Raw genomic sequence first — 13,601 nt, 5'->3', positions numbered from 1 at the left:
TTCCTGCGCCTCATGGCAAGTTCAACTCCGCCTCGCGCCTGAATGGCCACTTGCGCTCGAGCTCGTCGATCAGCTGCGAGGCCTTGCGCAGGCTGGCCTCGACCTCGGCGCGCAGCGACTGCAGGTCGGTGGTGGCCGCGCGGGTGTCGGCGGCGATGCCCTGTGCATCGACCAGCACCGCGTCGACCTTCTCCAGGCTCTTGCGCGCGTCGGCCAGCATGGCGCTCAGCTCCCGCACGAGCGCCTGGGCCTCCTGTGCGATGCCGCCCTCGCCGAGCAGCTCCCGATCGGCCTTGACGAGGGTCTGCTCGGCCTTTCCGGACAGGCTGTCGATCCGGCGTGCGGCACTCTCCAGCGAGGCCAGCACCTTGTCCATGCGGTCGATCGCGCCGACCACCTTCCTCGCCTCCTCTTCGCTGCCCAGCAGCGCGGTGAGCAGGCCGTAGCGGCCGCCTGCGCGATCGGCGAGCGTGCGCAGCCCTTCGAGGCTGCGGTTGATGTCCGAGTCGTGGGCGGTCATCTGTTCGAGGTTCCCGACGAGGCGCTTGACGCCCGCGACCAGCGCCGGCAACTCGTCGGTGGTATCGCCGCGCAGCACCTCGCGCACCGCGCCATCGGGCAGCAGCGGGTCGTTCATGTCGGTGGTGAAAGCGCGCAACCGTGCGCCGCCCACCAGGCCGCGCTCGAGCGTGAACATGCTGCCGGAGCGCAGCCAGTGCGCCTGCGAATGCGGCACGGCGATCTCGATCCGGGCCTGCCCGGTGCGGGCCAGCTCGATTCGCTGCACCCGCCCGATCGGGAAGCCCGAGAAGCTCAGGTCCGATCCGACCGACACACCCTCGGCGTTGTCGGTCATCAGGACCAGGCGCTGCGTCTCCTCGAAGGTGCCGCGCGCGTAGAGCGCATACAGCAGGAAGCCGACCAGCAGCGCGAAGGTCAGCACCAGTAGGAGCGTGGCCTTCAGGGCGACCTTCTCCGACGGCTCGGCGAGGCGAGGCTGCTCTTCGCTCATTTCGACTCAGGCATACAGGGCGGTCACGAACACGATCTCGATCACGGCGAGCGTCACGCCGAGCCGGACCATTCCGCGGCGCACGGCGCCGGGCACCTCGCCGTGACCGGGCCGCATGCCGAGGGCCGCCCCGATCGGGACCGCGCCCACCACGGCGCCGAAGAGCGACGTCTTGAACAGGAAGCCGGCGACCGCCACGGGATCGAAGACGTGCCCCGTGACCCGCACGAAGCCGCCAATGGCCCAGGGCGAGAACCCGTAGAGCTCGACATAGGCGAGCAGCAGCGCGACGGCGCCGTTCAGCCAGGCGAGAAGCATCACCGCGACCAGGCTTCCGATCACCCGCGGCACCAGTTCCGCCCCCACCGGATCTCGCCCCGATCGCGCCACGCGCCCGAGCTCGCCGTCGACCCGCATCAGCGCCACCGTTGTGCAGATGGCGGCCCCCGAGCGAAGCGCCACGTACAGCGCGGCGAGCACCGGGATCAGCTCGAGCACCAGCACTCGCACGGTGAGCTCCAGTGCGTACTGGGGCAGCCCGAAGTCCTGCGCGGTGTCCACCACGATCCGGATCAGCACGAAGCTCAGCAATGCGCAGGCGAGCGTGAAGCCAGGCAGCGCCTGCCAGGCCGAGAAGTGGATCTGGCGGGCGGCCAGCGCGCGCGCCTGCCGGTCGTAGGCCGAGGGCGAGAAGGCAGTCACCACCGCGGCAGCCGAGAAGTGGGCCGCGCGCAGCCACCCCGTGAGGGCACGTGAGCCTCCGGACGCGCGCCGGGGCGCGTCGGCTTCGGGAATCGAGGACTGGCGCGGCTGCGGCATGGAAGGATGATAGCCCGGCCCCTCGCGCCCGGCTCAGGCTTCAAGCGCCTCGCGAAGCATGTCGATGAAGGCGCTCACGCGGGTGGCCTGCAGGCGCCGTCCTGGCGTGACGGCCCAGACGGTCATGGTGGGCAGGCACCAGTCGGGCAGCACGCGCTCGAGCAGGCCCTTCTGCACGAAGGCCGCCGCATACCGCTCCGACAGGCCGACCAGCCCCAGTCCGTGCGCGGCAAGCTCACGCTGCAAGCCGACCGAGTTGACCGCGATCGGCCCGGTGAGCGCGCCGACCCAGTGCTCGTCGCCGCGCGAGAGCTGCCAGGCCTGGGCCTCGCCGCTGCTGGTGATCAGCTTGAGCCCCGTGTGGGAGGCCAGGTCGGCCGGTGCGAGCGGGCGCCCGAATCGCGCCAGGTAGGCAGGGCTCGCGTACAGGCCGTGGCGCATCTCGATGAGGCGCCGCGCGACCAGGGTGGCGTCGTCGGGCAAGCGTGCCGCCACCCGGATCGCCAGGTCGAAGCGCTCGGCGATCAGGTCCACCCGCCGCGGAGAGAGGTCCATCTCCACCCTCACCTCCGGATAACGGGTGGCGAAGGCCAGCAGGAACGGGACCAGTTCCATCTCCTGCAGGAAGTCCGGTGGCAGGGAGACTCGCAGCGTGCCCTGCGGCGTGGCCTGGCGGTGCTGGGCCAGCGCGCTGGCGGCCTCCGCCTCCTCGAGCAGGCGCCGGGCGTGCTCGAGCATGCCTTCGCCGAACTCGGTGATCGCAAACTGGCGGGTGGTGCGGGTGAGCAGCCGCTCGCCGAGACTGCGCTCGAGCGCGCTGATCCGCCGGGAGACGGTGGATTTCGGCAGGCCGCAGCGCTCGGCGGCTTGCGAGAAGCTGCCGGCATCGACCACGCGGGCGAAGAGGATGAGGTCGTCTGCTGCGATGTCCATATGGCTGCCTTACACCATTATTGTTCCGTAAATGCACTAATCATATCCATTTGGATGGCTTCCGGATTGTTTTTCTGTCCAATAAAGTGAGCCCATCTGCAACGACACAACCGGAAACCGAACATGAAGATTCTCCAGATCAACGCCAGCGCCCGTTCCGAGGGCGCCAACTCGACCCGCATCGCCGACGCGATCACCGCCCGGCTGAAGGCCCTGCATCCGGCTGCGAGCGTCACGCTGCGCGACCTGGCCCGGGACCCGCATCCGGTGCTCGACGAGCCGGCGCTCAAGGCCCTCTTCACCCCGGCCGAGCAGCGGACGCCCGAGCAGGCGGCGCGGGTAGCGCTCGACGACGCCCTGATCGCCCAGGTGCAGGCGGCCGACGCGATCGTGATCGGCGTGCCGATGTACAACTTCGGGACCCCGATCCAGCTCAAGGCCTGGATCGACGCGATCGCGCGTGCCGGAGTCACTTTCCGTTACACGGAGAAAGGCCCCGAAGGCCTCATCCGGGGCAAGAAGGTGTACCTTGCGCTGGCCCGCGGCGGCCTGTATCGCGACACGCCGGCCGACACCCAGGCGGCCTGGTTGAAGACCGTGCTCGGCTTCCTCGGCATGACCGACCTGGAGCTGGTCTACGCCGAGGGCCTGGCCATGGGGCCGGACGCCGCCAGCAAGGGGCTGGCCGAAGCCGAAGCACAGATCGAGGCGATCGGCGCCTGACGAAACGCTCGCCGCCTCCATCCGGATTGCCGGTCGCGAGGCATCTCCGCTTCGCGGCCGGCGCTCACGCATCAGCGAGGTTCACATCGATGGACATGCCCTCTTCTCCCACCGCGCTGCGCCTGCGCGCCGTCGAGCGCCTCGTTCGGGGCGTCGCCACGTCGGATGGCGCGGGCGTCCGGCTCACCCGCGTGCTCACGCAGAACCTGCAGCGCCGCCTCGACCCCTTCCTGATGCTCGACGCCTTCCGAAACGAGAATCCGGAGGACTACATCGGCGGCTTTCCCGATCACCCGCATCGCGGCTTCGAGACGGTCACCTACATGATCGCCGGTCGGATGCGCCACCGCGACAGCGCGGGCAACGAGGGGCTCCTGGGCCCGGGCGGCGCCCAGTGGATGACGGCGGGCAGCGGGCTGATCCACTCGGAGCTGCCCGAGCAGGAGGAAGGCCTGATGGAAGGTTTCCAGCTCTGGCTCAACCTGCCCGCGCGCAACAAGATGGTCGCGCCGAGTTACCGGGACATCCCCTCGGCCGCGATCCCCGAGTTCACCGACGACACGGGCGTGCGGGTGCGGGTGCTGGCCGGCGAGAGCCACGGCGTGGCCGGGGCGGTCGCGCGGCCCGACACCGAGCCGCTCTATCTCGACGTGCACCTGCCGGCCGGCGCCCGTTTCCTCCAGGCCATCCCGGCCGGGCACAACGCGTTCACCTACACCTATCGGGGCAGCGTGAGCGTGGGCGGCAGCGAGGCGCCGGACCGGAACATGGCGATCCTGGCCAACGACGGCGGCGAGGCGGTGGAGCTGGCGGCCCGCGAAGCCTCGCGGGTGCTGCTGATCGCCGGCCGGCCCCTGAACGAGCCGATCGCGCAGTACGGCCCCTTCGTGATGAACACCGGTGACGAGATCCGGCAGACGCTGGTCGACTACCAGCGCGGCGCCTTCGAGGCGGCGAAGGTGCGCGCGCTGTAGGTTCTGCGCGCCGACACGGCACAATCCGGGTGACGCCGCAGCGCCGAACAGGCGCCTGCGCGCACAACCAGGAGTGAGTCCATCGTGAAGACCCGCATCACCGAGCTTTTCGGCATCCGCCACCCGATCATCCAGGGCGGCATGCACTACGTCGGCTTCGCCGAACTGGCGGCCGCCGTGTCCAATGCCGGCGGCCTCGGCATCATCACCGGCCTGACCCAGGGCACGCCCGAGAAGCTCGCGAAGGAAATCGCCCGCTGCAAGGAGATGACCGACCAGCCCATCGGCGTGAACCTGACCTTCCTGCCGGGCTTCGCGAATCCGCCCTACCCCGAATACATCGACGCGATCCTCCAGGGGGGCGTTCGCATCGTCGAGACTGCCGGCCGCAGCCCGGAGGCCTACATGCCGGCGCTCAAGGCCGGCGGGGTCAAGGTGATCCACAAGTGCACCTCGGTGCGCCACTCGCTGAAGGCCCAGAAGATCGGCTGCGATGCGGTGAGCGTGGACGGCTTCGAGTGCGGCGGCCACCCCGGCGAGGACGACGTGCCCAACTTCATCCTGCTGCCGCGCGCCGCCGAGGAACTGTCGATCCCCTTCGTGGCCTCGGGCGGCATGGCCGACGGCCGCTCGCTGGTCGCCGCGCTCGCACTGGGCGCGGACGGCATCAACATGGGCACCCGCTTCATCGCCACCCGCGAGGCGCCGGTGCACGAGAACGTCAAGCAGGCGATCGTGCGCGCCACGGAGCTCGACACCCGGCTGATCATGCGTCCGCTGCGCAACACCGAGCGGGTGCTGGCCAATCCGGCGGTCGAGAAGATCGTGGAGATCGAGCGCACAAAGGGCACCGCCACCACGATCGAGGACATCCGCGAGCTGGTGGCCGGCGTCTATCCGCGCGTGATGCAACAAGGCGACATGGACGCCGGGGCGTGGAGCTGCGGCATGGTGGCCGGCCTGATCCACGACGTGCCGACGGTGAAGGACTTGATCGACGCGATCATGAGCCAGGCCGAGGGACTCATCCGGCAGCGGCTGGAGGGGATGCTGGCGGGTTGAGTCTGCATCCTGGCCTGTCGTCGCATCACGGAAAAGGGCCCCGCAATCGGGGCCCTTCTCACACCCAAGGCGCGATGGCACGGCCGAGCGGCCGTGCCCGCGCAGGCTCAGGGCGCCAGGTTCAGCTTGTACATCGCGTAGAAGTTCGCGTACTCGCGACCGGTGGCATCGGACGCCCAGAGGTGAAGCCCGTTCAGTACGGCCCCTTCGGCGAAGGTCGGTCCGCCGTTGAAGCAGTGCAGATCCTGCTGCGTCTGCGGCGAGCACGGCACCGTCGCGCTGCGCGCGGTCGACGAGAAGCCCACGCCGTCGTTGAACCGGACGTTGTTGTAGCTGCCGTACAGCGTGATCGACGTCGGCGGCATCTGCCCGGCGAGCACCGACCAGCCGTCGGCGCCGTTCACGCCGATGTAGCCGTCTTCCCCCTCGGCGAAGATCAGCTGGCCGGCGAAAGGCTGACCGTCGGCCTGGGCGCCCGACTCGATGTCGGCGACCAGCGCCGGATTCAGCTCGGCGAAGCCCTTCGTGCGCAGCTCGGCGATCGACAGCGCGCGCGACCGGCTCCGGTAGTACTGCGTGGCGTCGGGCGTGCCGCCGGTGTTCCCCGCCAGGAAATAGTCGAATCTCCAGGTGCCGCCCGACGGCGTGTTGACGAGTTCCTCCTCGGTGAGCTCGGTCTGCGCGAACACCACCGCGGCGCTTTCGACCTGCGACGGATGCGGCCTCGCGGTCGAACCGTCGACATACTCGCTGCGCAGCCGGAGGAAGCTCGTCCCGGTGGGACTGCTGTTGAGGTAGAAGACCAGGTTGGACTGGCCTGCCGACGGCTTCAGCGGCGGCAGAACCTTGCCCTTCGGCGAGGTGACGATGACCCGGTCGAAGACCGGCAAGCCGCTGGCCGAAAGATTGCCGACCGTCGGGACATAGCCGGTGCTGAAGTAGCTGTACTGGCCCTGGCCGAGCGTGATGAAGTTGCGCTTCTGATGGTAGCCGACGATGTTGCCCGGGTAGGCGTACTGGTTGCCGATCAGCCGCAGCACGCCATCATCGCCCTTGCGGACTGCCAGCACGCCGAAGGTCTCGCCGCGCTGCGCGTCGCGTATCTTGAAGCCGACGACGTAGTCGCCGTTGGCGCGCGTGAACTCGTAGCTTCCCTGGCTCCAGACCAGGCCGTTCGAGCCGCCGCGGAACAGGCTCGCGAAGGCGCCCTGGTTGGACGCGGTGCGCTGCACGACGACACCGTTGTGCTTGTAGAGCCCCGGGTTATCGTCGACGAACATGGACCGGCATGCAGGCGCAGTGACGTTGGCGGCCGTGCCGACCACGTTGCCGAAGCTGTCCGGCGTGCCACTGACGCGCTGCTCGACGGGCAGCGCGAAGCAGGCCGTGATCCGCTGCATCAAGTCGGCGATCCGGACGGAAAGGCCGTCTTCGGCCAGCGAGCTCGAATCGATCGTCGTGCCGCCAATGCCGGTAGACGAGATCTGGTTGTCGGACACGATGGTGTCGAGCGTCTGGTCGCTGCTGAAGTTGATCGTGGGCGGGTTCGCGTCCTCGCCGCCGACCGACTTGACCGCGACCTCGATGTTGGCGCTCGCCCCGCTCGGCACGATCGATACGCTGATCGAATCGAGCAGCTGGTCGTAGCCGCTTCCGTTCGTCGCGAACGCGTCGCGCAGCGGATCGAACTCGGTGGTGCCGCTCGCGGCGAGCAAGGGACCGAGGATCGTCTTCACTTCCTGCACCGTGGCGGCCACCCCTTCCGGCGTGATCTGCACCTGGTTCGCGGCCAGCTCCTCGGCGAGCTTCGCCGGATCGCCGGACGCAGACAGCCGCGACGCGATCAGCGTCGTGATCGGGGTCAGGTTCGCGGTGGTGACGTCGGTGGATTCGACGACGCTGACCAGGGTCTGCGTCTCGCCTGTCGAAGAGGTGCGCGAGGCCACGAGCACGAAAGGCGGCGTCGCGCCTTCGGCGAGCGTGACGCTGTAGACGCCGTCGTCGCCCACCGGCAGGCTGGTGCCGACCACATTGCCCTTGCTGTCGACGACCGAGACGACGCCGCCAACGAAGGCGGCGCCGGTCGCCGCCACCCCGGTGATCACGACGGTCTTGACCTCGGGCGTGGTCGGTGTGCTGCCGGGCGGCGCGGTACTGGTGGTCGAGTCACTGCCGCCGCAGCCGGCGATCGCCAGTGCGGATGCGCAGGCGATCGCTGCCAGCAGGTTTCGGGTCGAGCGGATCAACAAGTTCGTTCTCCTCGGAGCGCGGATTCGACGGACGCACTTGCGCCCGCATGGATGTCCGCCCGGATCATCCGGAACTACCCGGCCCCTCGCCTCCCATGAACATGGGAGGCGCCACCTTCCCTTGGCCGGCTCGCCGCCTTATGCTTGCCGACCAGGCGGCCGCGAACACGAGGCCCGAGGGGAGTTCGCCCGTGTGGCGTGTGCTGATCATCGAGGACGACATCGCCACTCGCGAATTCTTCGCGGCCAGCGTGAGCCGCTGCGCGCAACTCGAGCTGATTGCCGCGGTCGGCACGGTCGCCGAGGCCGCCGCGGTGCTCGGGGGCCCCGCGGAACGGATCGACGTGATGCTCGTCGACCTCGGCCTGCCCGACGGCCACGGTCTCGACCTGATCGGGATGGCCCGCACCCTGCGACCCGAGTGCGAGGCGCTGGTCGTCTCGATGTTCGGCGACGACGAGAACATCCTTTCCAGCATCGAGGCCGGCGCGCTCGGGTACATCCACAAGGACGCGCCGCGCGAGGACATCGCGAAGACCATCGTCGAGATGAAGTCCGGCGCCTCACCGATCTCGCCGATGATCGCCAGGCGCGTGCTGACCCGGCTGTCGTCACCGCCCGGTACGCCCGCACCCGCCGTTCCAGGCCTCAGCAACGCCGACCCGCCGGCCCGGCGGGGCGCCGCGGAAACGTCGCTGGCGCTGACGCCGCGCGAGCGCGACGTCCTCGAACTGATCGCCCGAGGCTTCTCGTACGCCGAGATCGGGCGCCTTCAGGCGGTCACGGTCCACACGATCCAGACGCACATCAAGAGCCTCTATCGCAAACTCGCCGTCCATTCCAAGAGCGAAGCGATCTACGAGGCCACCCGGATGGGGCTGCTCGACGTCGATCGGCGCGATGTCTGAGAACGCGCCCCCCGGGGTGCCTTCCCTTCGCACAGGCGCCGCCCGGGGCGGACCCGCGACCTGGCTGAAGCTGATTGCCGGGCTTCTGCTCGCGCTCCTCCTGCTCCGCGTGGGGCACACCGCTCCCCCTGACGGCCTGCTCGAGATCGGCGAGGCGGACGCGACGATCACGGTTGCCGGGGACAGCACGACCCGGACGGTCGCCCTTCCCTATCAGTGGGATCGCGAGCACCCCGGCCGGCAAGGCGCGGCGACATTCCGGATCCGGTTCACCATCCGGAGCCTGCCGGACAGCCCGCTGGATCTCTACATCCCGCGCGTCGGCAACGCCTACGAGATCCGCCTGAATGGGACCCTGCTCGAACGCAAGGGCGATCTCGACGTCTTCAACGGCGCGGATCATGCCCAGCTCCCCCGCCAGATGACCGTCGCGCCCGACCTGTTCCGTCTCGACAATCTTCTCGAGATCAGGATCCGGGCCGACCTGGGCCGGCGCGGAGGACTCTCCCGGATTCACGTCGGTCCGCGGCCGCTCGTGGAGCCGCTGTACGACCAGGACTACTTCTGGCGCGTCACCGGGTCGATCGGTGTAATCGTGTTCAGCCTGGTTGTCGGGCTCGGTGCGATCGCCCTGTGGGCCACGCAAGTCGACACCACTCGGCCCGGCCCGGTCCGGCGCGACCCGATCTACCTGCACGCGGGACTGGCCGAGCTCTTCTGGACGCTGCGAGTCAGCGACGTGCTGATCGAAAATCCGCCGCTCCCGTGGCCGTGGTGGGGCATGGTGCCGGTGCTGGCGCTGGGCGCCTGGGGCTACAGCATGGGGATGTTCTGCATGGAGGTCGCCGGCTGGCGGGACACCCGGTTCGGGGCAGCCTTTCGCCGCTGGCTGGCGGCCCTTGTCGTGTCGAGCGCCGCGGCGGCCGTGATGGCGCGCGCGCTGGGCTGGCCGCTCGCGCTGACCGCCTGGTACGCCGCGCTGGGCGGCACCTTCCTCGTCTTCGGCGCACTCTTCCTGGCCCACGTCCTGCGCGCCCGATCGCCGTCCGCGCACCGGATCGTCGCGCTCGCCATTCTGTTGAGCGTGTCGGTCGGGCTGCGCGACCTGTACCTGTTCCGGATCGCCCCCACGTACGGTGCCAACTCGATGATCCGATACTCGGCCCTGCTGTTCGGATTCGGGCTCGCCTATATCGTGCTGGTCCGGTTCCGTGAGGCCACCGCGCAGGCGCGCGAGTTGCTGCAGACGCTGGCGACGCGGATCTCGGACCGGGAGGCGCAGCTCGCCCGGAGCTACGCCGAAATGGAGCACATGGCGCACGAGCGCGCGCTCGCCGAGGAACGCAGCCGGATCCTGCGGGACATGCACGACGGTGTCGGCGCGCACCTCAGCACGGCGATCCGCCAGCTCGATTCCGGCGTGGCCCAGCCGGGAGATTTGCTGCAGACGATGCGCGACTCGATGGACCACCTGAAGCTGTCGGTCGACGCCTTGAACCTGCCGGCCGGCGACATCGGCTCGCTCCTGGCGAGTCTGCGCTACCGGCTGGAGCCGCGGCTGCGTTCAGCTGGCATCGAGCTGGAATGGGCCGTGGATCTGTTGCCGATCCTGCCTGAGGTCGATGGCTACCGGATGCGGCAATTGCAGTTCGTGCTCTACGAGGCCTTGTCGAACGTCCTGCAGCACGCGGGCGCCGACAAGCTGCGAATCGAAGCCGCGTCGGTCGGCGGCGGCATCAGGCTGCGGATCGTCGACAACGGCCGGGGCTTCACGGCGGACGCCATGCCGCGTAACGGCCTCAGGTCCATGCGCGAGCGCTGTGCCGCGATCGGCGGGCGACTCGACTATCGAAGCGAAGCCGGACGCACCGAGTTCGAGATCCGGATCGGTCGCGGGCACGCGTAGCGCAGTCGACAGGTGATCCCCCGGCGGGCTGACGTCGCCGGGCGACGCCCGCGACGCAGGTTCAGCCCCGTGCGAAGAACACCACGCTCATGATCGCGCCGGTGGCGATCACGACCGCCCGGATCCACGCCGCCGGCAGGCGACGCGCGCCATGCGCGCCCACGAATCCGCCCAGCGTCGCGGCGACCATCATCAGCACGCCCTGCTTCCAGGCGATCGCCCCGGCCACCACGAAGGCGGCCACCGACAGCCAGGAGAGCACCAGCGAGTTCAGGTTCTTCAGCGCGTTCATGGTGTTGATGCGCGACTCGCCGGCCAGCGTGTAGAGCGCCATCAGCAGGATGCCAAGCCCGCCGTTGAAGTAACCGCCGTAGATGGAGACCGCGAACAGGCCCGGATCGCGCCAGCGGGCCTTGGCCCCCTGGCGGGCGCCGACCCGATTCGCGATCAGCGGCCCGGCGGCGAACAGCACCGTGGCGAACAGCAGCAGCCAGGGCACGATGCCCGCGAACACGCTGGCCGGGGTGACCAGCAGCAGCAGCGCGCCGACGACCCCGCCGATCGACGCGAGCAGCGTCTCTCGGCGCAGGCGCGCGGGCGGCAGATCGCGAAGCTCGCGCCGGAACCCCAGGGTGCCGCCCAGATAGCCCGGGCTGACCGCGAGCGCGCTGGTGGCGTTGGCCACGATCGGCGGGACACCGGTGAACACCAGCGCGGGAAATGTAAGAAAGCTGCCGCCGCCGGCGATGGCGTTCAACACGCCGGCGGCGAAGGCTGCGAGGGCGAGAAGGAGGTAGGCGTGCAGGGGATCCAATCGGACGTCTTCTCGGCGCGGGCCATGCTTGCCTTGCTCGCATGGCTGAGGAAGGGAGATGGGGAAAGGCTTGCCTTGCTCGCTCGGGGACGGTGGGATTCACCGCACTCGCTTCGCGTGCGACCTGGGCTGAAACTGGCGCGCGCGTCCGGCGAAGCAGGACGGATTATCGCACCAACCTGCCGAAGATCCGATGCATCGCTTCCTGGCGAAATCGAGGATTCGAACCGTGCGCGCCGCACACGCCGCATGCGCACCGCTCGAGCGAACGGGGACCGCCTGCCTCTCCCCTCGCTTCACGCGGCCCGCATCAGATTGGCCGCCCCGAGCAAGACAAACATCGCGAACAGCGCTTTCTGGAATGCGTGGCCGGCAAGACGGCCCCGAAACACCTCGCCGAGCTTCAGGCCCAGGAATGCGCCACCCAGCGCCCCGCTCGTGGCCACGATCGTGGAGGCGGACATCCACCCCGGGGACGCCGATGCTTGCAGCCGGAAAGCCAATGCGAGCGTGGCGACAGTGAACGACAGGCCGAGAGCTTGCACCATTTCATCCTTGTCGAAGCGCAGGGACTGCAGGTAGGGCACCCAGGGCAGCACGAAGACTGCGGTGAGCGACGTGACCACTCCGGTCGCCATTCCTGCCAGCGCTCCCACCCATCGGCCGTGTTCCGAGAGGTCCGGCAAGGCGGGTCGCCACAGGCCCCAAAGCCCATAACCGACGAGCACGATGCCAAGCGAGCGTGAGGCCGAGTCGGTCGCGGACGCATCGCCACCCATGCCAGGCGCGAAGACTGTGACGACGGCCATTGCCAGCCATCCAGGCCACAGGCGCGCGGCGAGTCGTCGCAGATGCGGTCCCCGGCATTGGGCCACGTTGGTTGCCAGAGACGGAGCCACGAGCAGCGCTGCTGCCTGCGCTGGCGGCATCCAGAGCCCGAGCACACTCATTGCCACGGTCGGCAACCCCATGCCAGTGATGCCCTTGACGCCACCGGCAAGCGCAAACACCGCGACCACGAGCAAGACTTGCATCGTTTCCATGAAGCCATCATGTACCGATGCGTCTTGCGACGTCCATTCGATTCATGCGGGGATATCCTTCGGGAATTCCGTAGGATAGCCATCATGACCGCCCCACGCCGCAGGGTCGCCTACCGAATCGACCCATTCGATCTGCACCTGTTCTCCGAAGTGATTTCGCACGGCACGATCACTGCGGCCGCCGAGGCGGTGAACCTTTCGCTGGCCGCCGCCAGTGCCCGCCTCAAGGCCCTGGAAGAGGTTGCCGGCACCCGCCTGCTCGATCGCTCGAAGATCGGGGCGGCTCCGACCGACGCAGGGCTCGCCCTGGCGCGTCATGCCAATCGGGTGCTCGCGGAACTGGAAACGCTGCACGTGGAGATGGCGGGCTTCGGTCATGGCCTGCGTGGCACCGTTCGCCTGCTCTGCAACACCGCAGCGATGTCGGAGGCCCTGCCCAAGGCGCTCGGGCGCTTCCTTTCCAGCAATCCGGAGATCGATGTGGATGTGCGGGAACTGGCGAGCAACGCCGTTCTCGACGCGTTGCGCCGAGGCTTTGCCGACATCGGCATCGTTGCGGACTATGTGGACACTTCGGGACTGATCTCGCGCCCTTGGCTGGACGACCGTCTGGTGGCGTTTTTGCCCCGAAGCTGGCCGACAGGGAAGCGACGCTCCATATCGTTTGGCGAACTCCTGGAACGCCCCTTGATCGGTCTTTCCAGTGACAGCGGCCTTAGCGGCTTCCTGGCCGCCCAGGCGAGTCGCAGCGGGCGGGTGCCCCGTCACCGAGTGCGCCTGTCTGGATTCGACGGGATGGCGCAACTGGTCGCAGCCGGCGTCGGCGCGGCGGTCATGCCGGAAAGCGCGGCATTGCGCTTGAGAGGCAAGGACACCCGGACCCTCGTGCTCTCCGATGGATGGGCTGCCCGCAAGCTGCTGGTCTGCATGACACCGCAAGGTGCCGATTTCGCCGGGGTAAGAACGCTGGCGGACTCCCTCGTTTCGAGTCGACCCTGACGAGGCAGGCGGCTTCCGTCCGCACTTCCTGCTGCGGCCCGGTCTTGGATGCCCTTGTCCTGTCGCCGGCCCGTATTGGCCGGACCGGAGGGATTCGGTCACGCCCGTTTCGCGCGTCTCCGTCAAACAACAACGCCCGCTGATGCGGGCGTGGTTGCT

At 68.8% G+C, this 13,601-nt stretch carries 12 protein-coding genes; 6 read left to right on the top strand and 6 right to left on the bottom strand.

The window, feature by feature from the left end:
* Positions 1-10 precede the first annotated feature (10 nt).
* The 3 genes from FHP08_RS04690 to FHP08_RS04680 are packed head-to-tail and all read right to left on the bottom strand — an operon-like array spanning position 11 to position 2,764.
* Positions 11-1,012: an MlaD family protein gene (locus tag FHP08_RS04690; protein WP_147703177.1), complete on the bottom strand. Its 1,002-nt coding sequence runs from the start codon at positions 1,010-1,012 to the stop codon at positions 11-13.
* A gap of 6 nt (positions 1,013-1,018) precedes the next feature.
* A complete protein-coding gene (locus FHP08_RS04685; protein ID WP_147703176.1) occupies positions 1,019-1,831 on the bottom strand; it encodes an MlaE family ABC transporter permease in 813 nt (270 codons plus the stop codon).
* 33 nt (positions 1,832-1,864) lie between these two features.
* Positions 1,865-2,764 carry a LysR family transcriptional regulator gene (locus FHP08_RS04680; protein ID WP_147703175.1) on the bottom strand — a complete coding sequence of 300 codons (900 nt, stop codon included), beginning with the start codon at positions 2,762-2,764 and terminating at the stop codon, positions 1,865-1,867.
* A 123-nt stretch (positions 2,765-2,887) separates the two neighbouring features.
* On the opposite strand from FHP08_RS04680, the gene FHP08_RS04675 reads away from it, so the two are divergent.
* From FHP08_RS04675 to FHP08_RS04665, 3 genes are all read left to right on the top strand, one after another.
* Positions 2,888-3,487 carry an FMN-dependent NADH-azoreductase gene (locus tag FHP08_RS04675; RefSeq protein ID WP_147703174.1) on the top strand — a complete coding sequence of 200 codons (600 nt, stop codon included), beginning with the start codon at positions 2,888-2,890 and terminating at the stop codon, positions 3,485-3,487.
* Positions 3,488-3,576: 89 nt separating this feature from the next.
* A complete protein-coding gene (locus tag FHP08_RS04670; RefSeq protein ID WP_147703173.1) occupies positions 3,577-4,461 on the top strand; it encodes a pirin family protein in 885 nt (294 codons plus the stop codon).
* 84 nt (positions 4,462-4,545) lie between these two features.
* Positions 4,546-5,523 carry an NAD(P)H-dependent flavin oxidoreductase gene (locus tag FHP08_RS04665; protein WP_147703172.1) on the top strand — a complete coding sequence of 326 codons (978 nt, stop codon included), beginning with the start codon at positions 4,546-4,548 and terminating at the stop codon, positions 5,521-5,523.
* Positions 5,524-5,630: 107 nt separating this feature from the next.
* Here FHP08_RS04665 and FHP08_RS04660 read toward each other — a convergent pair whose 3' ends face one another.
* Positions 5,631-7,769 carry a hypothetical protein gene (locus tag FHP08_RS04660; protein ID WP_147703171.1) on the bottom strand — a complete coding sequence of 713 codons (2,139 nt, stop codon included), beginning with the start codon at positions 7,767-7,769 and terminating at the stop codon, positions 5,631-5,633.
* Between the two features lie 194 nt (positions 7,770-7,963).
* On the opposite strand from FHP08_RS04660, the gene FHP08_RS04655 reads away from it, so the two are divergent.
* Together FHP08_RS04655 and FHP08_RS04650 are read left to right on the top strand one after the other, a co-directional pair.
* Complete coding sequence (locus FHP08_RS04655; RefSeq protein WP_225879034.1) at positions 7,964-8,680, top strand: response regulator transcription factor; 717 nt, start codon at positions 7,964-7,966, stop codon at positions 8,678-8,680.
* Complete coding sequence (locus FHP08_RS04650; protein ID WP_147703169.1) at positions 8,673-10,586, top strand: sensor histidine kinase; 1,914 nt, start codon at positions 8,673-8,675, stop codon at positions 10,584-10,586. The genes FHP08_RS04655 and FHP08_RS04650 overlap by 8 nt, the downstream gene beginning before the upstream one ends.
* Positions 10,587-10,647: 61 nt before the next feature.
* On the opposite strand, the gene FHP08_RS04645 is transcribed toward FHP08_RS04650, so the two are convergent.
* Both FHP08_RS04645 and FHP08_RS04640 read right to left on the bottom strand, forming a co-directional pair.
* A complete protein-coding gene (locus FHP08_RS04645; protein ID WP_407703979.1) occupies positions 10,648-11,400 on the bottom strand; it encodes a sulfite exporter TauE/SafE family protein in 753 nt (250 codons plus the stop codon).
* 296 nt (positions 11,401-11,696) lie between these two features.
* Complete coding sequence (locus FHP08_RS04640; protein WP_147703168.1) at positions 11,697-12,443, bottom strand: sulfite exporter TauE/SafE family protein; 747 nt, start codon at positions 12,441-12,443, stop codon at positions 11,697-11,699.
* 84 nt (positions 12,444-12,527) lie between these two features.
* Here FHP08_RS04640 and FHP08_RS04635 point away from each other — a divergent pair, with 84 nt between their 5' ends.
* On the top strand, positions 12,528-13,442 hold the full coding sequence (locus FHP08_RS04635; protein ID WP_187272169.1) for a LysR family transcriptional regulator: 915 nt from the start codon (positions 12,528-12,530) through the stop codon (positions 13,440-13,442).
* The last annotated feature ends 159 nt before the right edge of the window (positions 13,443-13,601 follow it).

The organism is Zeimonas arvi (assembly GCF_008039575.1).
Classification (GTDB): Bacteria; Pseudomonadota; Gammaproteobacteria; order Burkholderiales; family Burkholderiaceae_E; genus Zeimonas; species Zeimonas arvi.
Note: the sequence above shows the minus strand (reverse complement) of the source record. Positions and strands in the feature narration are given on the sequence as shown.

Coding starts and splice junctions, on each gene's coding strand:
- FHP08_RS04680 (WP_147703175.1), bottom strand. CDS start 2,764: ATGGACATCGCAGCAGACGACCTCATCCTCTTCGCCCGCGTGGTCGAT.
- FHP08_RS04685 (WP_147703176.1), bottom strand. CDS start 1,831: ATGCCGCAGCCGCGCCAGTCCTCGATTCCCGAAGCCGACGCGCCCCGG.
- FHP08_RS04640 (WP_147703168.1), bottom strand. CDS start 12,443: ATGGAAACGATGCAAGTCTTGCTCGTGGTCGCGGTGTTTGCGCTTGCC.
- FHP08_RS04690 (WP_147703177.1), bottom strand. CDS start 1,012: ATGAGCGAAGAGCAGCCTCGCCTCGCCGAGCCGTCGGAGAAGGTCGCC.
- FHP08_RS04675 (WP_147703174.1), top strand. CDS start 2,888: ATGAAGATTCTCCAGATCAACGCCAGCGCCCGTTCCGAGGGCGCCAAC.
- FHP08_RS04670 (WP_147703173.1), top strand. CDS start 3,577: ATGGACATGCCCTCTTCTCCCACCGCGCTGCGCCTGCGCGCCGTCGAG.
- FHP08_RS04650 (WP_147703169.1), top strand. CDS start 8,673: ATGTCTGAGAACGCGCCCCCCGGGGTGCCTTCCCTTCGCACAGGCGCC.
- FHP08_RS04635 (WP_187272169.1), top strand. CDS start 12,528: ATGACCGCCCCACGCCGCAGGGTCGCCTACCGAATCGACCCATTCGAT.